This is a genomic window from Dysosmobacter acutus (assembly GCF_018919205.1).
Classification (GTDB): Bacteria; Bacillota; Clostridia; order Oscillospirales; family Oscillospiraceae; genus Oscillibacter; species Oscillibacter acutus.
In genome coordinates this window covers 957,873-980,251 of record NZ_JAHLQN010000001.1, presented here as the reverse complement: position 1 = coordinate 980,251, position 22,379 = coordinate 957,873, and the positions used below count along the sequence as shown (strand labels likewise).

The following is a 22,379-nucleotide window of genomic DNA, read 5'->3' as shown; positions in this document are numbered from 1 at the left end:
CGCTCAGTATAGCACACCAGCCGCTGCAAGGCAAGCATGTTTTGCGTCAATTCGGCAGATCCCGCCCAAATCCCTGGGCCAGTCGGCGGAAATCTCCCTCTTTCTTTGTAACCTTATTCCGGTCAAAATATTCCAGCACGGCCAGCGCGTACTTGCGGGAGGTCCCCAAAGCATCCCGCAGCTCCGCCAGGGTGATGGTCTCGTGGTCCTCAAAGTGTTTGCCGACCACTCCGCACACCCGCTCATAGGTTTCCCTGCTCCAGCAGATCTGGGGGGAGAGCATCACCAGCTCCCCATCGGAGAGCACGCTGTCCAGCACCTGTTTGGAGTCATTTTTCTCATTAGGCGCGAACATGGCCATGACCTCGTCCACCGTTGCCGTCTCCACTCCGGCGTCCTTATAGGCCTTGAGTAGCCGCTCCCGGATGGCGGTCTGCCGCTTGGTGTAGTGAATGTCGAACTCTGACAGCGCGTACCGGTCCGCCACCTTTTTGATCTTGCCCTCGGAGCGCAGCGCGCCCAACACCGCGTCGGCCACCGTCTGCTCCGTGGATTTGAAGAGCTTCTGGCGCACCTCCGCCTGACGCATGCCCGCGTGGAGGGGGTTGGCCTTGTGATAGCCCTCCAGCAGCGCGCGGCAGCTGCCCCACACCGTATCCAGAACCGAGGCCGCCAGATAGCGGCCCGGCAGAGCTTCCATGACCTCGCCGCGGCCCACCAGTTCCTGCAGGTCCGCCTCCATGTCTTCCGGGTTGCATGAAAGCTTGTCCGCTATCTTCTTCCGGTCCGGCAGGGCATAGCCGAACCCGGCCACCGCCTGTACCAGCCGTTCGCCTCCGCTGCCGCTCTCCCGGATGGCCAGTGCCTCCATCACCTCTGGGCGGTTGCGCTTGTGTCGCACCGGCGTGTCGTCCAACACCACGCCGCCGCCAATGGTCTCAAGCGGAGAGAAAAACCGGATGACAAACCGGTCCCCCGCCTTGGTGGATACGCTTTGCGTCATGCGCAGCTGGGCATAGCAGCTCTCCCCCGGCTCCAGCTTGTCCCGGTCCAGCAGCACCACCTTGCACAGCTGCTCCGTGGAACCGTGGTAGAGATGAACCTGGGAGTCGTTGAGGATCACACGCTGGGAGTTGCGCAGGTTCTGGAGCCGGACGTCTATCATCAGCGAGGAGCGTACAGTGCCCGGCTTTGCCACCGTGTCCCCCCGGGCGACCTCCGTCTTTTTCAGTCCCGCCAGGTTGATGGCCACCCGCTGTCCGGCGTAGGCCGTCTCCACGTCTTTTCCGTGGACCTGAAGGTTGCGCACCTTGGCCGTCAGACCCGAGGGCACCAGCTCCGCCGTCTCCCCCTCCTGGATGCACCCCTCGATCAGCGTGCCGGTGACCACGGTACCGAATCCCTCCACGGAGAACACCCGGTCCACCGGCAGGCGGAAGGGCACCCGCATGCTCTTCTCCGACGCCTTCATCACCAGCTGGTGCAGGTGCTCCTTCAGCTCTGGAATGCCCTCGCCCGTATAGGCGGAGACCGCCAGAACAGGCTTGCCCTCCAAAAAGGTGCCTTTCACCTGCTGGGCCACGTCCTCCCGGATCATTTCCACCCATTCGCTCTCCGCCATGTCGCACTTGGTGATCACCACCAGCCCGTCCCGGATACCCAGCAGGCTCAAGATGCCAAGGTGCTCCACCGTCTGGGGCATAAACCCCTCGTCGGCGGCCACCACCAGCATGGCAAGATCGATGCCGCCGGCTCCGGCCAGCATGTTTTTGATGAATTTCTCATGGCCCGGCACATCCACGATGCCCGCCTGGGTGCCGTCGTCAAACTCCACGTGGGCAAACCCCAGTTCAATGGTGATGCCCCGCTTTTTCTCCTCCTGAAGCCGGTCCGTGTCGATGCCGGTCAGAGCCTTTACCAGCAGGGTCTTGCCGTGGTCCACGTGTCCGGCGGTGCCGATAATGATGTGTTTCATGATAAAACCTCAAACAGTGCAGTTTCCACCGCGGGGAAGTCCTCCTCCCGCAGCGTGCGCAGGTCCAGAAGATACCGGTCATGGGCGATCCGGCCGATGATGGGCCGCTCCCGCAGGCGCAGCGCCCGCTCCAGCTCGTCCACGCTGCATTTGACCGGGGCGATCGCCACCGCGAAGGTGGGCAGCAGCTGGGTGGGCACGGAGCCTCCGCCCACCTGGCACTGCTCCGCGGCCACCTGAGCCTCCACCCCGCCTTTCACCAAAGCGTCGCAGAGCAGCTGCGCCTTTGCACGCAGCTCCTCCTCCGGCGCGCCCAACATGGCCAGCGTTGGGATTTCCTCCAGAGCGCTCTCCTCGGCGTAACTGCGCAGCGTGGCCTCCAGGGCCGCCAAAGTCATCTTGTCCACCCGCATGGCCCGGGTCAGCGGGTGGCGCGCCAGCTCTGCGATGTACTCCGCTTTGCCGATGATGATGCCGGCCTGAGGACCGCCCAGCAGCTTGTCGCCGGAAAAGGAGATCACATCCACCCCCGCCCGGACGGAGTTTTGAACCGTGGGCTCGCCGTGGATTCCAAACTGCTCCAGGTCCATCAGGGAGCCGCTGCCCAAGTCCTCAATCACCGGCAGGCCGTTTTCGTGTCCAAGGGCCACCATCTCCTCCAGGGGCACGGATTCGGTGAAGCCCAAAATCTTAAAATTGCTGGTGTGCACCTTCATCAGCGCCCTGGTGTTGTCATCGATGGCGGCGGCATAGTCCCGCAGATGGGTCTTGTTGGTGGTCCCCACCTCTTTGAGCTTGCAGCCGCACTGCTCCATGATCTCCGGGACCCGGAAGGACCCGCCGATCTCCACCAGTTCCCCCCGGGAGGTGATGACCTCGCCTCCGGCGGCCATTGCCGAGAGGATCAGCAGCACTGCCGCGGCGTTGTTGTTCACCACCATGGCGGCCTCGGCGCCGGTGACCTTGCGCAGCAGTGACTCCACGTGGGTGTAGCGCAGTCCCCGGCCGCCCCGCTCCAGATCGTATTCCAGAGTGGAGTAGCTCCGGGCCACATCGTAGGCCGCCTCCGCCGCCCGCCGGGAAAGGCAGGCCCTGCCCAAATTGGTGTGCAGGATCACCCCTGTGCCGTTGATTACGCCCCGCAGCGAGGGCAGCTGCTGGCGGCGGCAGCGCTTTAGGATTTTCCCGCACAGCGCCTCGCTCCCCGGAAGCTCCGTCACCGCGCCGCTCAGGATTCCGGCGCGCAGCTCCTCCAGCTCAGCACGCACCGCCTCCCGCACCGCGGCCGCGGCAAGCTCTGCCTCCTCAATGGCGGGCAGCTTTAAGATCTCGTCCACTTTCGGGATTCCGCGCAGCAGCTCTCTGGTCTCCATTCTCTCCACGCTCCAATCATTCACTCAATAAATTAGTTATATATGAAAAATCAATAAATGTAAATGCATATTTTGTAAATTCAGACCCTGCCCACTGCAAATATGGACAGCTTGGTATGCAAAATCCTCATAACCCTGCGAAAAGCGCCTCCGGCGGGCCCGCCGGAGGCGCTTTTTCATAGCGGCGCCTTCAGCCGAGGCTGAAAGCGCAAGCGCTCTTCAATCCTTGTGAAAAAAGGCGTACACCGCCTGGGCGGCGGGCCGGGGAACCGCCTCCGCCAGAACATCCACCCCGGCCTCCCGGATAGCCCGCACGCTGCCGAAGCGTTTGAGCAGCGCCTTTTTCCGGCTCTCGCCCACACCGGGAATATCGTCCAGCACCGAGTGGACGGCGCTGCGGCGGTGGCTCTCCCGGTGAAAGGTGATGGCAAAGCGATGGGTCTCCTCCTGGATCTGGCCGATGAGGGAAAAGACCGCCTGGTTGGCGGAGATTCCGATTTCCTTCCCCTCCGGCGTCACCAGCGCCCGGGTCCGGTGGCGGTCGTCCTTCACCATGCCGAACACCGGCGTCTCCAGGCCGTATTCGCCCCGGATTACCTCCACGGCGGCCCTTGCGTGGGTTTCGCCGCCATCGATCAAAAATACGTCCGGTAGCTGGGAGAACTTCTCGTCCCCATCCTTCCAGCGGTTCAGCCGCCGCCGGAGCACCTCCTGCATGGAGGCGTAGTCGTCGGGATGGTCCAACTCCTTGATTTTAAAGCGGCGGTAGTCCCGCTTCAGCGGCTTGGTGCCGGCAAACACCGTCATGGATGCCACAATGTCGGACTTCCCCGTGTTGGAGATGTCGTAGGCTTCCATCCGCCGGGGCGGCCGGTTGAGACCGGTTATCCGGGCCAGCAGCTCCAGCGTCCGGTCGCTGCGCTCCTGCAGCGTGGTGACCTTTTCCACCTCCTCCCGGGCGTTGTCGATGGCCAGGGATAGGAGCTCCGCCTTCTCGCCCCGCTGGGGGATGCGGATATACACCCGGTGCCCTGCCCGCTCAAAGAGGGCCCGGGACAGCTCTTCAATGTCCCCCGTGTCAAAAGGCAGCAGAATCTCCCTGGGCAAAGCCGCCCGGGGCAGGTAGTACTGGGAGGTGATGGCGGAAAGCATCTCCGCGTCGTTTTCGTCCGCCGGGGCGGAGAACACCTCCACCTCCCGTCCGGTGAGCTGCCCGTCCTCCACGTGAAGCACCGCATACCCGCTTTTCACCGCGCCGCGGTAGATGCCCCACACGTCCGTATCCGCGCAGATGCCTGCGATGACCGTCTGCTTTTTGCTGAGCACGGAGATGGCGGCAATCCGGTCCCGCAGCAGCGCGGCTTTTTCGAAGTGGAGGGCCTCCGCCTCGGCCGCCATCTCCTCCTCCATGGCCCGGCTGAGCTGTCTGGACTTGCCGGAGAGCAGCATCACCGCCTGCTCGATGCGCTTGCGGTATTCCTCGGCGCTCATCTCCCGGCGGCAGAACCCGTCGCACCGGCCCATGTGGAAGTTGAGGCAGGGCCGCTCCGCCCCGATATCCCGGGGGAACTTGCGGCTGCATGTGGGAAGCCGCAGCGCCGTGCAGATGGCGTCCAGGGCCATACGCGTCTCATGCCGCCCGCCGAAGGGCCCAAAATAGCGGGCCCCGTCGTCGGCGATGCGGTTGACCATGGTAAAGCGGGGATAGCTGGTCCTGTCCAGCCGCACAAAGGGGTACCCCTTGTCGTCCTTGAGCAGGATGTTGTACTTGGGACTGTACTGCTTAATGAGGGCGTTTTCAAGGATCAGCGCTTCAAACTCACTTGAGACAAAAATGGTGTCAAAGTGGTCCACCTGGGCCACCATGGCCCGGGTCTTGACCGCGTGGGAAGCCGTGTCCTGAAAATACTGGCTAACCCGGTTTTTCAGTTTTTTCGCCTTGCCCACGTAGATGACCTTCCCGGATTTGTCCATCATCAGATAGACGCCCGGCAGCAGCGGCAGGTCGCCGGCTTTTTCCTTCAGTTCCTCCCTGGTCACCCAATCCCCCCTTTCACGAAAAAAAGCGGCTCCGCTTCAATCGGAGCCGCCGTTTTTACAGCCGGAATCTTATTCGCCGAAATTGCCGGAAACCAGATCGGCCAATGCGGCGACCGCTTCTTTCTCGTCCACGCCATCGGCAATCAGGGTGATGGTAGTGCCCTTTACAATGCCCAGGGACAGCACACCCAGCAGGCTCTTGGCGTTGACGCGGCGCTCGTCCTTCTCCACCCAGATGCCGCTTTTGAACTCGTTGGCCTTCTGAATGAAGAATGTGGCGGGTCTTGCATGCAGCCCAACTTCATTGTTGACAGTAATTTCCTGTGTATACATAGATACAGCACTCCTTCTCCACGCTTGATTTTCACGTTTCATGTCCGGAAACCAAGATGCCCAATTACCTATTATAATATCTGCTTTTCTCTTTTTCGTCAATGTTGTTTTTCACAAACATTACCTGAAAAGTGATTTTCCAGTACAGAAAAAATTATCATTTCCTCCAATTTCCAGATTTCACCATACTTTTGGGCGCCACTTTGCACAGTTTTGCTCCTTCGGTTTTGTGCAATTTCGCATCTGCGCCGCAAACCGGCCCGCTTCATCGCAGCTCTGCCACGGTCACGCCGGCCTCGCCCTCGCCGTAGACCCCCAGCCGGAAGGACTTTACCGCCGGGTTCCGCCTCAGCATCTGGTGCACCGCCTTGCGCAGCGCGCCGGTGCCTTTTCCGTGGATGATGGTGACCTGGTTCAGCTTGCCCATGACGGCACTGTCGATGAAGCGCTCCACCACCGGCTCCGCCTCCAGGGTCTCCATGCCCCGGATGTCCAGCTCCGACGCGGCCGCGGCCATGGTCCGCAGGCTCTGAGCCGCCCGCTGCTGGATGCTCACGGGCTTCTTTCTGCGCTCCTCCTCTTCGATGAGCCGCACCTCGCCGGGCTTCACCGTCATCTTCAGCATGCCGGCCTTCAGCTGCAGCGAGCCGTCCTTTCCCACGGAAACCACCTCCGCCGCCGTCCGGACCCCGGGCAGCTCCACCAGGTCGCCCTCCCGGATGGGACGGCTGGGGGCGGGAATTGGCTCCTGTTCCATCTCCCTGCTTTGCAGTGCCTCTTCGGCCTCATTCAAGTGACGGCGGACAGCGGCCCGGGCGTCGTTTGTATCCTGCCAGTTTTGGGCACGGGTCTGCTGGCGGCGCAGCTCGTTGAGTTCTGCAAAAATCTGATCCGCAGTGTCCCGGGCCTCTTTCAGCACCCGTTTCGCCTCCGCCTCCCCTCTGGAGCGGGCCCGCTCCTTGGCTTTTTCCATCTGCTCCCGGAACTCCCGGGCCTTGCGGGCGTCCTCCTCCCGCTGACGCAGCAGCCGCTCGGTTTCCAACTGCTTTTTCTCCAGGGTCTGACGCTTTTCCTCCAACTGGGCCAGCACGTCTTCAAACCGGATGCTCTCGCTGTTCATCTGCTCTTTGGCTGCGTCAATCACCTGCTCCGGCAGCCCAAGCCGCTTGGAGATGGCAAAGGCGTTGGATTTTCCGGGAATGCCAATCAGCAGCCGGTAAGTGGGACGCAGCGTCTCCACGTCGAACTCACAGGAGGCGTTCTCCACGCCGGCCGTGGTCATTGCAAAGGTCTTCAGCTCCGCATAGTGGGTGGTGGCGGCGATCTTCGCGCCCTTGCTCCGCGCCTCCTGAATGATGGCAATGGCCAGCGCGGCTCCCTCCACCGGGTCGGTGCCGGCCCCTAACTCGTCGAAGAGTATGAGGCTGCGGCGGTCCGCTTCTTCCAGAATATGCACGATGTTGACCATATGTGCTGAAAATGTGGACAGACTTTGCTCGATGCTCTGCTCGTCGCCCACATCGGCCAGCACCCGGTCGTATACGGACAGGGCGCTGCGGTCGGCGGCGGGGATGTGAAGCCCGCATTGGGCCATCAGCGTCAAAAGGCCCAGGGTCTTTAAACTCACGGTCTTGCCGCCGGTGTTGGGCCCGGTGATCACAAGGGTGTCAAAAGTGTCCCCCAACTCAATGTCAATGGGCACCGCCCTGGCCGGGTCCAGCAGGGGATGGCGGGCGCGGCGGAGATTCAATCCCCCGTCGGCGCGGATCTCCGGCCGGCAGGCGTTCATCTGGTAAGAGAGCTGTCCCTTGGCGAAGATCAGATCCAGATGCACCAAAGTGTCGTAGTCCCAGAGAATGTCTCCCTGGTGGGCGGCCGCCTCGGCGGACAGGGTGAAGAGAATCTTCTCAATCTCCTTCTTCTCCTTGGCCTCCAGTTCCTTCAGCTCGTTGTTGGCCTGCACCACCCCCATGGGTTCCACAAAAAGCGTTGCCCCGGAGGAGGAGATGTCGTGGACCAGGCCCGGCAGTTCTCCCTTGCACTCCGCCTTCACCGGCACCACGAACCGGCCGTCGCGCTGGGTGATGATGGCCTCCTGCAGCACCCTTGCGTAAGAGGGGGAGGAGATGATCCGCTGGAGAATCTGGCGGCTCTTGGCTCCGGCCGAGCGCATGTGCCTGCGGATGTCCTGGAGCTCCGGGCTGGCGGAGTCGGCGATCTCATCCTCGCTCAGGATGGATCGGTTGATCTTCTCCTCCAGGAAGCGGTTGGCGTGGAGGGATAAAAAGAGATGGTCAATGGCCGTCTTCTCTCCGCTGTCGCCTCCCAAATATTCCCGGACCCGGCGGGCGGTGGTCAAAAGCCCCGCGATGGTCAAAAGCTCCGTGGTGTTCAGCATTCCGCCCCGGTCCGCCCGGGCCAGGGCCTCCGCCACCGGTTTGATGCCGGTAAAGGTAGGGCTGCCGTGCAGCCCGATCATGGTCCGCGCCGCGTCGGTCTGATCCTGGAGCTTGAGCACTTCCTCCCGCTCCGTCTCCGGCCGGACCCGAAGGGCCCGCCGCTTGGCCTCGTCGCTGACCGCCTGGGCGCTGAGCAGCTCCAAAACCCGGGGCAGCTCCAGCGTCCGTATGGATTTATCAAATAATTCGCTCATATTCGACTCCTCTGCGTATCATAACAGGAGAATTATACAAAATGTTATCAGTTTTTGTCAGGCTTTGATGCTTTTATAAAAGCTCAGCGTACGGAAATCCCGCTCAAGCTGAGCCGCAGAGAATGCCTCCGACACCTGGGCAAACTGCTCCATGGACTCCTTGTTCAGGGTGAAGGAGTAGAGATGCTTGGCGTCGCCATAGAGGGCGTGCCGGACCGCCGCCAGGGTGGACGGCGACAGCGGAAGGGACAGACCCATTCCCCTTTCTCCGCACGCCCTGCAGTGCACAACGCCCTGTCGGATATCTATCATGGCCTCCTCCGGCTCTCCCTTTCCACAGTAGACGCACCCCTCCGCCAGCGGCTCGTAGCCGGACAGGGCCATCAGCCGCAGCTCAAATGCGCCCTTGACCAGCAGCTGGGGTTTATGCAGTCGGTCCAGGGCGTACAGGGCGTTTAGCAGCAGCGACAGGATTTCCGGAGACGGCAGTTCCTCCCCCGTCACAGCTTCCGTCAGCTCGGCGAAATAGGAGCCCAGCGCCAGCAGCTCCAGATCCCGACGCAGTCCTGGAAACAGCTCTATCGTAGCCCCCTCGTTGAGGAAGTACCAGTCCTTGCTTTTGTAGAGCGTCAGTTCGGAGTAGGCAAGAAGCTGGGCGGAAGCTGCAAAGCGGCAGCCCTTGCGGCGGGCGCCCCGGGCAATCACAGCGATCTTTCCCAAATCCCGGGTCAGTACGGTGAGGATTTTGTCCGCCTCCTTGGTCTCCGTCTCCCGCAGGATGATCCCCGGCGTCACCAGATGAGATGTCATCTATGTACCCTCCCCGCGGCGGAGAGAGTCTCTCCGCCTAAGCCGTCTTAGAGTCCTGCTGTTCTTCCTCGGCACACTGCCGTTTATATAAAAGGTAAAAAACCGGACAGCCGGTCTCCATAAAAAGTGTCCAATATTCGCTTCCGTCCATGTCTGCATCCTCCCTTTCGGGATTAGCATGGCGCGGAGTGTCGAATTTTATGACTGGCAAATCCTGCGCAAAAGCGAAAACCGCCCCATCCCCCATCCCGCAGCTCCCTGCGGAGGATGGATACCGCGCTTACTCCTTATAGCCGAAGTTCCTGATGGACGCGGGGTTGTCGCGCCAGTTCTCCTTGACCTTCACCCAGGTCTCAAGATAGACCTTGGTCCCCATGAAGCGCTCCATGTCCTGGCGGGCCAGTGTGCTGATTTTTTTCAGCATGGCGCCCTGCTTGCCGATGACGATGCCTTTATGGCTGCTTTTTTCACAGTAGATGGTGGCTTCCACGTCGATGATCTCGTTTTCCCGCTCGGAAAAACGGGTGATCTCCACCGCCGTTCCGTGGGGGATCTCCTTGTCCAGGCACACCAGCAGCTTCTCCCGGACGATCTCCGCCATCACCTGCCGCTCCGGCTGATCCGTGGTCATTCCGTCGGGAAACAGCTGAGGCCCTTCGCAGGCGTACTTGTGCATCTCCGCCACCAGCTCCTCCAGCCCCTCTCCGGTGTGGGCGGAGATGGGGAGGATGGCCTTGAAGTCAGGATATACCTCGTGGTACGCGGCCATCACCGGCAGCAGTTCCTCCTTTTTCACCGTGTCAATTTTGTTGATGCACAAAATTGCCGGCAGCCGGCCCTCCCGGATGCGCTGGATCAGCGCCTCCTCCGGCGCGCCCACATGGGCGATGGGCTCCACCAACAGCAGCACGCAGTCCACTTCCGCCACACTGGCGTTGACCACTTTGACCATGTAGTCTCCCAGTCGGGTGCGGGCCTTGTGGAGTCCCGGAGTGTCCAGCAGCACATATTGAGTGTCGCCCCGGTTTGCAACGCCGTAGATGCGGTTGCGGGTAGTCTGGGGCTTGTTGGACACGATGGCGATCTTTTCGCCCACCAGGGCGTTGGTCAAACTGGACTTTCCCACATTGGGACGCCCGCAGACGGTGACCATGGCTGTTTTTTTGATCTCATTCATAAAAGGTGATCCTCAACTTTCTTGAGCGTTTTATTTTTCCCGCAGCAGGGTATTCTCTATCGCTGGATGCCAAGCTCTGATAAAACGGCCTCTTCCCTTGCACGCATCCGGGCCTTCTGCTCCCCCTCGTCCAGGTGGTCAAAGCCCAGAAGGTGCAGCACCGAGTGGGCCACCAGGTAGGCAAGCTCCCGGCGGCCCGAGTGGCCGTACTCCCGGGCCTGCTCCTTCACCCGCTCCATGGAGATGGCCATGTCGCCAAGAGGCAGCAGCCCCGTGGCCCAGTCCAGCAGCTCACCGGCGCTCTCCTCCGTAGGAGGGCAGTCCGGTGAAAATTCAAACATGGGAAAAGAGAGCACGTCCGTGGACTTGTCCACATCCCGCATTTCCAGGTTGATCTGCCGTATTCCCGCGTCGTCGGTCAGCAGCACGTTGACCTCACAGGGCACCGTGACCCCCTGCGCCGCCAAGGCGGTGCGGATGGTCTTTCGAATCAGCGCCACATTTCCCTGGCTGGCCGCGCCGGGCACATCCGCCGTCACCGCAATCCGATTCCGCTTCATTCTTCATCCCTCTTTCTCTTTTCCTGTCCGGTCCGGGCACTGCGCCTCTTATTGTTTCACCCGTTTTCTCTTTTCATACTCGTCATAGGCCTTGACAATGCGCTGCACCATGACGTGACGCACCACATCCTGATTGGTCAGGGCGCAGATGCCGATCCCCTCCACACCGTCCAGCACCCGCATGGCCTCCTTCAGCCCCGACGTTTTGTCGGAGGGCAGGTCGATCTGGGTCACGTCGCCGGTGATGACGATTTTGGAGCCAAAGCCCATGCGGGTGAGAAACATCTTCATCTGTTCCCGGGAGGTGTTCTGGGCCTCATCCAGGATGATGAAGCTGTCGTCCAAAGTCCGGCCCCGCATGTAGGCCAGGGGCGCCACCTCGATGTTGCCCCGCTCCAGATACTTCTGATAGGTCTCCGCGCCCAGCATGTCAAAGAGGGCGTCGTAGAGAGGCCGCAGATAGGGGTCCACCTTGCTCTGGAGGTCGCCGGGCAGAAAGCCCAGCCGCTCTCCCGCCTCCACCGCCGGGCGGGTGAGGATGATGCGGTTGACCTGCTTGTCCCGGAAGGCCGCCACGGCGGCAGCCACAGCCAGGTAGGTTTTTCCGGTGCCCGCGGGGCCCACGCCGATGGTCACCGTATTTTTCAGCACCGATTCGATATACTGCTTTTGTCCGATGGTCTTGGGCTTCACCGGGCGGCCCTTGGCGGTGATGCACAGCACATCGCCCGTCAGCTCGCTGACCCGCTCCTCCTGTCCGGTGCGGGCCAGGCCGATGACGTAGCGCACGTTCTGCTCGCTGATGGGCTCCCCCCGGGAGGACAGCGTCAGCAGCGCCCGGATGGCCTTGCAGGCCAGCATGGTCTCCTCAGGCTCACCGTTGACCCGCAGCTCACCCTCCCGGTTGACCACCGTGACGTGGAACTCCTCCTCCAAAAGCCGAATGTTTTCATCGAAGGAGCCGAAGATATTCACTGCCTGCTCCAATCGTTCAATGCTGATTCGCTGTTCCATGGATACACTCCTTTGCGGCGTCAGTCCGCCGATCAATCTGTGAGGTCTGTGGGAATGGGCACTGACTTCCCGATCTGCTCCACGCACTCTGCGGAGAGGGTAACGGTCAAAATGCCGTTCTTTTCCCGGGAGGAGCAGATGGTGGAGGAAACGCTTCCCTCCTCGCCGACCAATGTGGCAAGATACGCCTGGAGGATTTTTTCCCCCTCCCGCTCCGCCTCTTCCGCCGGGCGGCTGACCTCCTGGGTCTCATAGAGCCGGTACGTCTCCTCCACCCAGCTGATGGGCAGCGCAAAGCCGCCCGGCAGCGTCCATTTGATTTTCCTGCTTATTTTATCATAATCCCCCGTGTCAATGCTACCATTCCCATAAAATTTTATCCGGCTTGTTCCAATGGTCAGCGCATAGCGGTGTTTTTCCGCCCCCGTGTCCACTTTCTGCGTTATGGTGAGCGGCATCTCCATGCTCAGCTGATACCAGGTCCTGGCATAGACCTTGCCCATGCCGGCCAGGACCCGGGCGCCGAATGTATCCGTGTCGCTGACGCCGGAGATCAGCAGCTGGCCCGCCTCCACCGTGTCGCCCTCCAGCACCTGCTTGTCGCCGCCCAGCGCCTCTACCCGCACCACATAGCCGTCTTTCACCGCCACCACGTTGGCGGGGGACTTTTTGTCCGCCAGCTCCGGTTTGATTACCCGTTCCCGCACCTGGACATGGGCCCGGTAGCCGGAGACATTCACGGCGATCCAGGAGAGCTCCGGGATATCTATCAGAACGTGGTTGCGCAGGTCCTCCGAATCCACGCTGAGCCCGAACACACCCCGGGTCAATCCATTTTTTTCAAGAGAGCGCAGAATCTGCTCATCCGTCACCGTCCGGTTCCCCTCCAGTTCAAAGTCCCAGACAAAAAAGGAGCCCAGCAGCAGCATCCCCAGACACAGGCAGAACCCGGCCAGCAGCACCTGGCGGCGGCGGGCGGCACCCAGGAGAAAGGGCACGCCTGTTTTTTTCTGCACGCAGAGGGTGCAGTCCAGCTTTGTGGCGGCCTGCCGCAGCCGGTGGTAGTCCTTCCGGGTCAGGCGGCAGGTGAACTCCGTCGGGGAGCGCCACTGCAGATCCCACAGGGCGATGCCCTGGGCCGCGCAGAGGTTGAGCACCCGCTCCGGAAAGCCGGATTCCGCCCGCAGCCACACCTCTCCCCGCAGGAAGTTGCTTCCCTGCTCCAGCACAGTTGTCCCCTCCCTTCTACTACTGTAAGAATTCCACACCGGCGATGGTGCCGCCGATGCGCAGGGCCTCTGATGTCATGGCCAGCAGCTCCAGCCGCTCTCCCCGGATACGCACCACCCGCCCCACCGTGTTCACGTCGATGATGCGGTCGCTGTAGGAGAGGATGCCCTGGTGATTTTCGATGAGCAGCTGCCTCTGCCCCACCAGTTCAATGTGGGGCAGCCCCGCCACCACCTCGCCCGGCAGGTCAAAGAGCTCCGCCACCCGTGCCAAGATTTCTTCCATATGAGTTCCTCCATTTCCGTACCTCCAATCTATGTCCCTCTCCGGAGAAACTTGCGTGTCCCCGTCATGGTAGGGACAAAAGATGCATAGGTTGGACGGGGTGATACAGAAATGAAGCGAAAACTCCTCTATCTTTTCCTGCTGCTGACTATGGCGGCACTGCTCTACTGGTCCCAGGATGTGCGCGCCGGCGTGCAGGAGGGGATATCTCTCTGCCTCCAATCGGCCATTCCCTCCCTCTTCCCCTTCTTTGTGGTATCGTCGCTGTTGATCGACCTGGGGTTTGCCGACGCTCTGGGGCGGCGGCTGGAAGGCCTCATGCAGCCGCTGTTCCACGTGGGCGGCGCCGGAGCTGCGGCGCTGGCGCTTGGGGTCCTTGGCGGATATCCCGTGGGGGCCGGCACCGCCGCCGCCCTCTATTCCCAGCAGGCACTGAGCCGGGACGAGGCTCAGCGGCTCCTTGCCTTTTGCAACAACTGCTCTCCCGCCTTTGCCGTGAATGTCCTTGGCCTGGGCGTTTTCGGCAGCGGCCGGATCGGATTCTGCCTGTGGCTCATCCATGTGCTGGCCGCGCTGCTCACCGGCCTTTTCTTCCGCGGCAAACGCTCAGATCTCCGTGGCGTCCGGCTTCGGCGCGTAAAAAAAGCACTTTCCTTTTCCGAGGCCTTTGTCAAGGCCGCCGGCAGCGGCGCCCGCTCCATGGCCGGCGTGTGCGCATTCATCATCCTCTTTTCCGTGGCGCTGCTGCCTCTTCGCCGTCTGGGCGGTGAGACCGGCGCGCTGCTGATCGGCTTTACGGAGCTTTTCAATGGCGCCGCGCTGCTCAGCGCCGACCGCCTGGGCTTTCTCACCGCGGCAGGACTCCTTGGCTGGGGTGGTCTCTCCGTTCACTGCCAGACCCTCTCCGTCATCCCCGGCCTATCCTCCCGTTACTACTGGATGGGCAAATCCATCCAGTGCCTTTTATGCGTGCTCTTGGCGGCTGCCGCAAGCCCTCTGTTCTTTTAAAACGGCAGCCTCTTCTGCACGCCTTTTCCGCGCCTCGCCGACCGGATAGGAAAGCGCCCCCGCTGCCGGATTGGCAGCGGGGGCGCTTTTCGTCATGTTTCTGCCATGTAGATCAATCCCGGCTGGCCATCTCAACGGCCACCCGCAGGGCGATGCGCATCATCTGAGTGAATCCGGTCTGACGGTCCTCAGAGGACAGCTCCTCCCCCGTTATCAGGCTGTCGGAGATGGTCAGCAGCGCCAGAGCCCGCTTGTGGGCCTGCGCCGCGTTGCAGTAAAGGCCCGCCGCCTCCATCTCGGCACACAGGACCCCCATTTTGGCCCAGTCCATGGTGGAGTTGGATGCATCGTAGAACACGTCGGAGGAGAGCACGTTGCCCACCGGCATCCGCACCCCCATCTCCCGGGCGGCGGCCACCGCCGTCTCCAGCAGTTCAAAGCTTGCAATGGGCGCGAAGGTACCGGGCATACGAAACTGGGACACATAGTTTGAATTGGTGCAGGCGCCCTGGGCCGCCACCACATCCATCAGCTTTAAGTCCGGAGACATGGCGCCGGCGGAGCCGATGCGGATGATGTTGTCCACATCGTAGAAGTGGAACAGCTCATGGGAGTAGATGCCGATGGAAGGGGTGCCCATCCCGGAGGCCATGACGGAAACCGGCACACCCTCGTAGGTGCCGGTGTAGCCGTGGATGCCGCGGACATTGTTTACCAGCACGGCATCCTTCAAAAAGGTCTCTGCGATGAATTGGGCGCGCAGCGGGTCGCCCGGCATCAAAACGGTCTTGGCAAACTGGCCCTTTTCGGCGCTGTTGTGAGCAGTAGACATGGTATCTTCTCCTTTTCCGATTGTAAATTCAGTTGCTTCCCTCTTTTACCGCCTTGACAATGCGGGATGTGCCCAGGCGGTCGGCCCCCAGGGCGATGAAATCCTCCGCGTCCCGGAGCGTGGAAATCCCGCCCGCGGCCTTTACCTTCACCCCTGGCGCCACATGAGCGCGCAGCAGCGCCACATCCTCCCGGGTGGCTCCGCCTGTGGAAAAACCGGTGGAGGTCTTGATGAAGTCGGCGCCGGAGTTGGAGACCACCTGGCACATGCGGATTTTCTCCTCCTCCGTCAGCAGGCAGGTCTCCACAATGACTTTCAGCACATGGCGCTGGCAGGCGGCCTTCACCTCCCGGATTTCCCGCTCTATCTCATCGTAGCGGCCGTCCTTCAGCCAGCCTAAGTTGATGACCATATCGATCTCCGACGCTCCGGAGGTCAATGCCTCCTCCGCCTCAAAGCATTTGGCCGCCGTGGTGGAATAGCCGTTGGGAAAGCCCACCACGGTGCACACCGCCACGGCGCCCCGCACATGGTCCGACGCCTGACGCACATAGGCGGCCGGGATGCACACCGACGCGCAGCCATAGGAAGCGCCGTCGTCGCACAGGGCACGGATCTCCTCCCAGGTGGCGTCGGGGCGGAGCAGCGTGTGGTCGACTCTGCTTAAAATCTCTTTCAGTTCCATTTTAGGTATCCCCCTTATACTTGGTCCAACGCCGGGAAATATCGGCGGATTCCCCCCGTCTCCCGGCACAAAAGCCGGCCGCGAACCGCCAGGTAGTCCAGGTGGGACAGCGCCTCGCCCACGGCGAACCACTTCTGGGTCAGCGGGAAGTCCTCCCAGCTGCGGCAGCGGATGTCCCAGGACATTCCCCCGGCGATCTCATAGGCGCTCTGCCCCGGGGCGCGGCTCACCTGGTCCAGCGTGTTTTGAAGCCGGGTCCCGTGATGGGCCCGCAGCTGGATGACCCGCTGGCGAAAGTCACCCTCCACCGCCCGGTGGGCTGGCAGAGGAGTCTCTACCTCCAGATCGGCCACCAGGTCCAGGCTCTTCAGATAGCTGCCAAGGGCGTCGGGCATGCTCCTCCAACGGGTGATGTTGGGCGAGATGTGATAGAGCACGTGGTCGCCGCAGAAGAGCATTCGTTTCTCCGTCTCATAGAGGCACATGTGGCCCGGCGTATGCCCCGGCGTCAGCAGACATTTCAGGCGGTAGCCTCCATAGCGCAAGATCGTCCCATCCCGCACCGGCGTGTAGCCTGAAAAGGGCACGGGGTGGATGTCCCTGGCCGGATTGTCGCCCCATAGCTCCCTCAGCTCCGTGCGTGGGAAGCCCTCTTTGAGATAGGCGTCGAAATTCTCCTCCCAGTATGCCTCGCTCTGGCTGTGGATCAGCAGCGGCACGTCCACATCGCTGAGCATGGCCCGGCAGCCGGGCCGGAGCAGCTCCTGGGCAAGGCCGGTGTGGTCGGTGTGCAGATGTGTCAAAAACAGGTCCGTCCGGTCCATGTCCACGCGCAGCTCCAAAAGCTGTTCCGCCATGGCCCGGCGGCAGGGCTCCTGGCGAAATCCCGTGTCGATGAGCAGATTCCGCTCCCCTGTGATGAGATAGCTGTTCAGGTTCTTAAGGGGGTTCTCCGGCAGCGGGATGTCCAGCCGGTATAGGTTTTCTCCAATTTGTTCAGCCATATTCTCTTCCTTTCCCCGATAGTTTAACAGATTGTACCTTTGCTGTCCACGTTCTTGTAAAAAATGATGGCCCGTGCTATGATAGAGACCGCATTCCGTATCCTCCGCCGTTTTTGCGGCGCTGGCATTTTATTCATTTGGAGGTACCCTCACATGAAAAAACGCATTGCCGCGGCGCTTTGCGCCCTCTTGCTGGCAGTGAATCTGATCCCGGCCGCCAGCGCTCTGCCCGGCGAGCAGACACTTGCGGCGGACAAGCTCAATACGCTTGGCCTGGTCAACGGCACCGGCTCCGGTTATGACCTGGACCGCTCCGCCACCCGGGCCGAGGCAGTCACTTTGATCGTGCGCCTGGCCGGCGGAGAGCAGTCCGCCGCCAGCGGCAGCTACCACGCCCCCTTTACCGACGTCCCCGCCTGGGCCCAGGCGGATGTCAGCTATGCCTATGCCTGCGGCTGGGCGGCCGGCACTTCTGAAACCACCTTCTCGCCCAGCCGAACCGTCAGCGCCGATGAGTTTTTCACCTTTCTGCTGCGGATTTTGGGCTATCAGGACAGCAACGGAGACTTTGTTCCCGGTGAGGCGGCCCTCTTTGCCCGCCACATTGGGCTCTCCACCGTGACCTCCTACTCCACCTTCACCAGGGGCGATCTGTTCGAGGCCATGCTCAGCGCCCTGACCTTCCCGAAAAAGGGCGGCACACAGACGCTTTTGGATGGCCTGATGGCCAAGGGCCTGGTGAGTCAGGCCGCGGCCAACGCCCTGGGGCTGACCAGCGAATCCCTCACCGCCCGCCAGATCGCCGACCGCTGCAGCTCGGCGGTGTTCTTCATGGAGTGCTACGCCACCGACTACTACCGCGACACCAATACCACCTCCAGCACCTCCAGTGGATTTTTCATCACCTCTGACGGCATCGCCGTCACCAATTACCACTCCATCGACGGCATGGCCTACGCCAACATCACGCTGATCACAGGCGAGAAGTATCCGGTGGAGAAGGTTCTGTACTACGATGCCGGCGAGGACATCGCTGTGCTGCGGATTTCCACTCTCTCCACCGCCGGCGAGCGCACCTCCGCCTTTGCCTTTTTGCCCATGGTATCCTCCGACACGGTCCGCAACGGCGACGTCATCTATGCCATTGGCAGCCCTCTTGGCCTTCAAAACTCCGTAACCTCCGGCGTGGTCAGCAGCTGCTCCCGCACCATTGAGGGCTTTTCCATCCCCGTGATCCAAAATACCGCCTCCATCTCCATCGGCAGCAGCGGCGGCGCGCTCTTCAATGAGTTCGGCCAGGTCATCGGCATCACCAGCGCCTATCTGATCTACGGCAACAACATGTACCTTGCGGTCCCCATGGACCCTGTTCTGAGGGCGGACCTGAGCGTGCCCGGCAAAACGCTGGAGCAGGTGAAAAACATCGAAAAAACAAAATCCGACGCAGCCTGATCCAGCCGCCCCTTTCAAATAGAGGGAGGGAAAAGCAATTGCTTTTCCCTCCCTTTTTCTGTCCGCGAGACTCTTACGCCGGCCTGACCGGCCACAGCTCGATATAACCTCTTGTCCCAATGGGCTCCAGCTGAATTCTTGGGCTCCGGTCATCCCAAACGCACCCGATCAGGGCCGGGTCGTACCGCTTGACCGCCGTCTGCACCTCCTCAATGGCACCGCAGTAGTCCTCCTCCGCAAAGGGCTCCCCCCGAAACATCAGGTATCTCCCGGCCGGCAGCGAGATCAGGTCAAATCCCTCCGGCACCGCCCCACTGTAGTCCGGAGGGACTTCCGCGCCCTGGACGTACTCCGACGTCCCCGGTTTGCGGTACAGCGGCGGCAGGTAGAGGCACACCGGCTCCGGGCCGATGGACTGAACGCTCTGGAGAAGCCCCCACACATCACAGCCCACCTCCTCACAGTAGGACCAGTAGTCTCCGGCCTTGATCCCCCGCTTGATAAGCACCTTGCGCGCAGGCTTTTCCACCATCTGAACAAATACGGTCTTCACAGGTTCCACAGCTTTTCTCCTTTCGATGTGCCTGAATTTTACCCCGTAAGGTGTGAACAGATAGATGGGACCGGGGTCGGCCGCATAGTCGCCCGGGTTGCATCCAAATTCTCGGAAGAAGGCCCGCTGGTACCCGTCCACGCTTCCAAATCCGGCTGCAAAGGCGGCGTCCGCGACTTTTAAGCCCCGCCGCAGCCCCAGAGCGGATTTGGAGAGGCGAAGCCGCCGGATATATCCGGCCGGCGTCATGCCCACCAGGTTCACAAACAGCCGGTAGGAATGCCAGGGCGAAAAGAGCGAAGCCCTTGCCAGGTCCGCCGGCGTGATGGGCTCATACAAATGGACCTCAATATAGTCCTGCATCCGCTGCACCGCCTCAACCTGCTCCATCCCTCAATCCCTCCTTACCTGCTGTCAGTATAGACCGCCGCCCGGCGCCCCTCTCGACTTTTTTTGCCTTTTTCACGGGCGGCCTGGTCGGCCGCGGAAGCTCTGTCATAAAAAGCGGGACAGCATTCTATGCTGTCCCGCCAAATCTCATCCATACACAGGCCGCCATTTCAGTGGCTCAAAATAAACTCCTCCAACTCCTGGACGCTATGTACCACCGCCACGGCTCCGGCCTCCGTCAGTTCACCCGGTGCGGCGTAGCCGAAAAACTCCACGCCCAAACAGTCGATGCCGCACTCCCTGGCGCCTAACACATCAAACTTCCGGTCGCCCACCATCAGCACCGACGCCTTGTCCTCCTCGCCGATTTTCAGGCGCCGGAAGGTTTCCCGGATCACCTCCGCCTTGGAAGTCTCTCCCACGGGCGGACTGCCGGCGATGACGCTTAAGGATTGGTCGTAGCCGAAATGGGCGCAGATCTGCTGGCACATGTCCTCCGGCTTGGAGGAGGACAGCGCCATCACGTAGCCCCGCTCCTTCAGCCGCCGGCACAGCTCCGGCAGACCCGGCGTGGCCGTGTTCTCAAATTTTCCAATGGGCACATACCGCTCCCGGAATATGCCCACGGCGCGCTGGGCCTTTTCCAGGCTGTAGCCGCAGTATTCCATAAAGGAGTTTTGCAGCGGCGGGCCGATGAACTTGATCAGCTCCGCATCGTCAGGCACCCGTTCTCCCATCTTTTCAAAGGCATAGCGCAGGCACTTGAAGATGCCCTCCTTGGAATCGGTCAGCGTTCCGTCCAGATCAAACAGGATATAATGATACATCGTTTCTCATCCTTTCACATGAAAAAGCGTATCATAAAATTCTCTGCCGCGCAAGTCATTTTATCGATTACCCATGAACTTTACGCCTCATTTACATCGATTTGCTCTGCCGGCGCATCCTCCGGCGGCCCAGCGGCGTCGCCTTCCATCCCCTCCGCCGTCAGCTCCGTATCCCGGGGCGCGGGCACCGCCTTGCGGGAGCGCAGCTGCTCCAGGAGCACACCGCTGAAGATCAGTACAATGCCGAACAGCATCCGCATCGTGATCCTCTCATGGAGGATGATCGCGGATAAGATGGCGCAGAACACGCTCTCCGTAGAGAGGATCAGCGAGCAGCGCACGGGGCTCATGTAGCGTATGGTGATATTTTTAATCATGTAGCACACCACCGTGGGCATCACGGCCAGATAGAGCACCGCTCCCGTGCTCTGGAGCGTAAAGCCGCCGCCGCTTCCTTGAAACAGGGTCAGGATTCCCATGAATACCGCCGTGGAGGCAAACTGCAAAAAGGTCATCTGTGCCGCCGTGCAGTCCTTGCCCATGGTGACCGTCACCAGCGCGTAGACGTTGTAGAGAAGGGCCGCCAACAGCAGCAGCAAGTCTCCGACCTCCACCGCGTAGGACCCGCCGGTAAGGCTTAAAAATCCCACGCCGGTCAAGGCCAGCATGGCCGCCCCCACCGACCGCAGGCCCGGCTTCACGTGGCAGACCAGCCAGTAGAGAAACGGCATCATCACCACGTTGGTGGCGGTGATGAACGCCGCCTTTGTGGTCTGGGTCATGGTGATGCCGTACATCTCCGCGGCAAAGCTGGCGGTGGTGACAAGGCCCAGCGCAATGCCGGTCTTCCAGGTCTGGCGGGAAATGCCGCGCAGCTCCTTGCGGAAGATCAGCCACATCAGCACCGCGCCGATCAAAAACCGGTAAAACACGATTTCAAACTGCAGCATCCCGCTGTTCAGACACACCTTAGACGCCACAAAGCTGCTGCCCCACATCATGGATGCCAGCAGCAACAGTATAGAGGCCTTCCGCTGACTCATCTCTTTTCACGCATCCCTTCCAGAATCTTCCTCCATCGTAGCACACCCGTTCTGAAAAGGCAATTGGGAAAACATATCTTCCGGTGCGGCAAAAAGGGAGGGCTTTCGCCCTCCCTTTCGCGATATCACTTATACCACCTGCCAGGGGTTCTTCTCGCCCCGGTCGTCGTACAGGCAGCTGAGGATGGAGTTGTGCACCATGTCCGAAACACTGCGGTCCGTGTAAAAGGCCATGTGGGGCGTCACCACCACGTTGGGCATGTCCCGCAGGATGGAGAGCCTGCGGTTGCCCACCACGTCGCTGCGGCGGTCGAAATAGTACATCTGGAACTCGTCCTCCACCACGTCCAGGCCGCAGGCGCCAATCTTGCCGGATTCCAGGCCCTCGATCATGGCGTCGCTGTCGATCAGGCCGCCCCGGGCGGTGTTGATCAGGATCACGCCGTCGGGCATCTTTTCAATGGCCTTGCGGTCGATCATGTGGAAGTTCTCGTCGGTCAGCGGCATATGGAGGGTGATGAGGTCGCAGCGGGTGAACAGCTCCTCCAGCGGCAGATACTCCACATCCACCTGGTCGCTTTTATAGAGGTCATAGGCGTAGACCTTGCAGCCAAATCCCTTCAGGTCCCGGATCACCGCCCGGCCGATGCGGCCCGTGCCGATGACGCCCACGGTCCGCTCCGGCAGAAGTCCTCCGTTGATGCCCTGGAGCGTAAAGTCGTTGATGGAGGCGCGCTGCATGATCCGCTTCATCTTGCGGATGGACATGAGCATCAGCATCACCGTGTAGTCCGCCACGCACTCCGGCGTGTAGCTGACGTTGGAGACCTTCATCCCCACCTCCTTAGCATGGTGGTAGTCGATGTGGTCGTAGCCGATGGTGCGGGTGGAAATCATCCGAACGCCCATCTCCCGGAACCGGTCCACCAGCTCCGCCGGTACCGGCGTGGTCAGAATGGAGATATAGTCGTAGCCCCTGGCCAGCACCGCGTTTTCCATGCTGACCGGCTCCCGGCTGATGCCAAGCTCCACGTTCAGTTCCTCAGCGTGCTTGAGGAAAAAGGCCTCCTCGTCGAATTCCCGGCACCCATATGCAAACAGTTTCATAATACATCCTCCCTTGATGCTGTTCTAT

General features: G+C 61.2%; 20 protein-coding genes. 2 read left to right on the top strand and 18 right to left on the bottom strand.

Annotated features, from left to right (window positions below; genetic code table 11):
- Positions 1-46: 46 nt before the first annotated feature.
- The 11 genes from selB to KQI82_RS04630 form a co-directional block, all read right to left on the bottom strand.
- The gene (selB, locus tag KQI82_RS04680; RefSeq protein ID WP_216631729.1) at positions 47-1,975 is read right to left on the bottom strand and encodes a selenocysteine-specific translation elongation factor; all 1,929 of its coding nucleotides are present in this window, start codon (positions 1,973-1,975) and stop codon (positions 47-49) included.
- The gene (gene selA, locus KQI82_RS04675) at positions 1,972-3,348 is read right to left on the bottom strand and encodes an L-seryl-tRNA(Sec) selenium transferase (protein ID WP_216631728.1); all 1,377 of its coding nucleotides are present in this window, start codon (positions 3,346-3,348) and stop codon (positions 1,972-1,974) included. Before selA ends, selB begins: the two co-directional genes overlap by 4 nt.
- A 219-nt stretch (positions 3,349-3,567) precedes the next feature.
- Positions 3,568-5,388, bottom strand: coding sequence for an excinuclease ABC subunit UvrC (uvrC, locus tag KQI82_RS04670; protein ID WP_216631727.1), 1,821 nt, complete (start codon positions 5,386-5,388; stop codon positions 3,568-3,570).
- Between the two features lie 69 nt (positions 5,389-5,457).
- Positions 5,458-5,721 (bottom strand): HPr family phosphocarrier protein, encoded by a 264-nt coding sequence (locus tag KQI82_RS04665; protein WP_187332359.1) that lies wholly within the window; start codon positions 5,719-5,721, stop codon positions 5,458-5,460.
- A 265-nt stretch (positions 5,722-5,986) separates the two neighbouring features.
- Positions 5,987-8,374 carry an endonuclease MutS2 gene (locus tag KQI82_RS04660; RefSeq protein ID WP_216631726.1) on the bottom strand — a complete coding sequence of 796 codons (2,388 nt, stop codon included), beginning with the start codon at positions 8,372-8,374 and terminating at the stop codon, positions 5,987-5,989.
- A 57-nt stretch (positions 8,375-8,431) separates the two neighbouring features.
- Positions 8,432-9,184 carry a DNA repair protein RecO gene (gene recO / locus KQI82_RS04655; protein WP_216631725.1) on the bottom strand — a complete coding sequence of 251 codons (753 nt, stop codon included), beginning with the start codon at positions 9,182-9,184 and terminating at the stop codon, positions 8,432-8,434.
- A 280-nt stretch (positions 9,185-9,464) separates the two neighbouring features.
- Positions 9,465-10,361, bottom strand: a complete 897-nt coding sequence (gene era, locus KQI82_RS04650; RefSeq protein WP_216631724.1) for a GTPase Era — start codon at positions 10,359-10,361, stop codon at positions 9,465-9,467.
- Positions 10,362-10,417: 56 nt separating this feature from the next.
- Positions 10,418-10,921 (bottom strand): rRNA maturation RNase YbeY, encoded by a 504-nt coding sequence (gene ybeY, locus KQI82_RS04645; RefSeq protein WP_216631723.1) that lies wholly within the window; start codon positions 10,919-10,921, stop codon positions 10,418-10,420.
- 48 nt (positions 10,922-10,969) lie between these two features.
- On the bottom strand, positions 10,970-11,935 hold the full coding sequence (locus tag KQI82_RS04640; RefSeq protein WP_216631722.1) for a PhoH family protein: 966 nt from the start codon (positions 11,933-11,935) through the stop codon (positions 10,970-10,972).
- A 32-nt stretch (positions 11,936-11,967) separates the two neighbouring features.
- The gene (gene yqfD, locus KQI82_RS04635) at positions 11,968-13,164 is read right to left on the bottom strand and encodes a sporulation protein YqfD (protein WP_216631721.1); all 1,197 of its coding nucleotides are present in this window, start codon (positions 13,162-13,164) and stop codon (positions 11,968-11,970) included.
- A 19-nt stretch (positions 13,165-13,183) separates the two neighbouring features.
- Entirely contained in the window at positions 13,184-13,450 is a 267-nt protein-coding gene (locus KQI82_RS04630) for a YabP/YqfC family sporulation protein (protein ID WP_216631720.1), read from the bottom strand.
- 111 nt (positions 13,451-13,561) lie between these two features.
- On the opposite strand from KQI82_RS04630, the gene KQI82_RS04625 reads away from it, so the two are divergent.
- Entirely contained in the window at positions 13,562-14,458 is an 897-nt protein-coding gene (locus tag KQI82_RS04625; protein ID WP_216631719.1) for a nucleoside recognition domain-containing protein, read from the top strand.
- A 112-nt stretch (positions 14,459-14,570) separates the two neighbouring features.
- Here the strand turns inward: KQI82_RS04625 and deoD are convergent, their stop codons facing one another.
- From deoD to KQI82_RS04610, 3 genes are read right to left on the bottom strand one after another with little or no spacing between them, the layout of a single operon-like run.
- The gene (deoD, locus tag KQI82_RS04620) at positions 14,571-15,290 is read right to left on the bottom strand and encodes a purine-nucleoside phosphorylase (protein ID WP_216631718.1); all 720 of its coding nucleotides are present in this window, start codon (positions 15,288-15,290) and stop codon (positions 14,571-14,573) included.
- A gap of 28 nt (positions 15,291-15,318) precedes the next feature.
- Positions 15,319-15,975, bottom strand: a complete 657-nt coding sequence (gene deoC, locus KQI82_RS04615; protein ID WP_216631717.1) for a deoxyribose-phosphate aldolase — start codon at positions 15,973-15,975, stop codon at positions 15,319-15,321.
- Between the two features lie 14 nt (positions 15,976-15,989).
- Entirely contained in the window at positions 15,990-16,979 is a 990-nt protein-coding gene (locus tag KQI82_RS04610) for an MBL fold metallo-hydrolase (protein WP_216631716.1), read from the bottom strand.
- Between the two features lie 153 nt (positions 16,980-17,132).
- Here KQI82_RS04610 and KQI82_RS04605 point away from each other — a divergent pair, with 153 nt between their 5' ends.
- Positions 17,133-18,431, top strand: coding sequence for a S1C family serine protease (locus KQI82_RS04605; RefSeq protein ID WP_216631715.1), 1,299 nt, complete (start codon positions 17,133-17,135; stop codon positions 18,429-18,431).
- A 73-nt stretch (positions 18,432-18,504) separates the two neighbouring features.
- Here the strand turns inward: KQI82_RS04605 and KQI82_RS04600 are convergent, their stop codons facing one another.
- The 4 genes from KQI82_RS04600 to KQI82_RS04585 all read right to left on the bottom strand — a co-directional run bounded on the left by KQI82_RS04600 (position 18,505) and on the right by KQI82_RS04585 (position 22,351).
- Entirely contained in the window at positions 18,505-19,374 is an 870-nt protein-coding gene (locus tag KQI82_RS04600) for an AraC family transcriptional regulator (protein WP_216631714.1), read from the bottom strand.
- A 170-nt stretch (positions 19,375-19,544) separates the two neighbouring features.
- Complete coding sequence (locus KQI82_RS04595) at positions 19,545-20,201, bottom strand: HAD hydrolase-like protein (RefSeq protein ID WP_216631713.1); 657 nt, start codon at positions 20,199-20,201, stop codon at positions 19,545-19,547.
- Positions 20,202-20,281: 80 nt separating this feature from the next.
- Positions 20,282-21,244 (bottom strand): DMT family transporter, encoded by a 963-nt coding sequence (locus KQI82_RS04590; protein ID WP_216631712.1) that lies wholly within the window; start codon positions 21,242-21,244, stop codon positions 20,282-20,284.
- A 129-nt stretch (positions 21,245-21,373) separates the two neighbouring features.
- Positions 21,374-22,351, bottom strand: coding sequence for a D-isomer specific 2-hydroxyacid dehydrogenase family protein (locus KQI82_RS04585; RefSeq protein ID WP_216631711.1), 978 nt, complete (start codon positions 22,349-22,351; stop codon positions 21,374-21,376).
- Positions 22,352-22,379: the final 28 nt, after the last annotated feature.

Excerpts from the sequence above, each read along its gene's own strand:
- selB (WP_216631729.1), bottom strand. The coding sequence starts at position 1,975 with ATGAAACACATCATTATCGGCACCGCCGGACACGTGGACCACGGCAAG.
- selA (WP_216631728.1), bottom strand. The coding sequence starts at position 3,348 with ATGGAGACCAGAGAGCTGCTGCGCGGAATCCCGAAAGTGGACGAGATC.
- KQI82_RS04665 (WP_187332359.1), bottom strand. The coding sequence starts at position 5,721 with ATGTATACACAGGAAATTACTGTCAACAATGAAGTTGGGCTGCATGCA.
- KQI82_RS04660 (WP_216631726.1), bottom strand. The coding sequence starts at position 8,374 with ATGAGCGAATTATTTGATAAATCCATACGGACGCTGGAGCTGCCCCGG.
- recO (WP_216631725.1), bottom strand. The coding sequence starts at position 9,184 with ATGACATCTCATCTGGTGACGCCGGGGATCATCCTGCGGGAGACGGAG.
- era (WP_216631724.1), bottom strand. The coding sequence starts at position 10,361 with ATGAATGAGATCAAAAAAACAGCCATGGTCACCGTCTGCGGGCGTCCC.
- ybeY (WP_216631723.1), bottom strand. The coding sequence starts at position 10,921 with ATGAAGCGGAATCGGATTGCGGTGACGGCGGATGTGCCCGGCGCGGCC.
- KQI82_RS04640 (WP_216631722.1), bottom strand. The coding sequence starts at position 11,935 with ATGGAACAGCGAATCAGCATTGAACGATTGGAGCAGGCAGTGAATATC.
- KQI82_RS04630 (WP_216631720.1), bottom strand. The coding sequence starts at position 13,450 with ATGGAAGAAATCTTGGCACGGGTGGCGGAGCTCTTTGACCTGCCGGGC.
- KQI82_RS04625 (WP_216631719.1), top strand. The coding sequence starts at position 13,562 with ATGAAGCGAAAACTCCTCTATCTTTTCCTGCTGCTGACTATGGCGGCA.
- deoD (WP_216631718.1), bottom strand. The coding sequence starts at position 15,290 with ATGTCTACTGCTCACAACAGCGCCGAAAAGGGCCAGTTTGCCAAGACC.
- deoC (WP_216631717.1), bottom strand. The coding sequence starts at position 15,975 with ATGGAACTGAAAGAGATTTTAAGCAGAGTCGACCACACGCTGCTCCGC.
- KQI82_RS04610 (WP_216631716.1), bottom strand. The coding sequence starts at position 16,979 with ATGGCTGAACAAATTGGAGAAAACCTATACCGGCTGGACATCCCGCTG.
- KQI82_RS04605 (WP_216631715.1), top strand. The coding sequence starts at position 17,133 with ATGAAAAAACGCATTGCCGCGGCGCTTTGCGCCCTCTTGCTGGCAGTG.
- KQI82_RS04600 (WP_216631714.1), bottom strand. The coding sequence starts at position 19,374 with ATGGAGCAGGTTGAGGCGGTGCAGCGGATGCAGGACTATATTGAGGTC.
- KQI82_RS04595 (WP_216631713.1), bottom strand. The coding sequence starts at position 20,201 with ATGTATCATTATATCCTGTTTGATCTGGACGGAACGCTGACCGATTCC.
- KQI82_RS04590 (WP_216631712.1), bottom strand. The coding sequence starts at position 21,244 with ATGAGTCAGCGGAAGGCCTCTATACTGTTGCTGCTGGCATCCATGATG.
- KQI82_RS04585 (WP_216631711.1), bottom strand. The coding sequence starts at position 22,351 with ATGAAACTGTTTGCATATGGGTGCCGGGAATTCGACGAGGAGGCCTTT.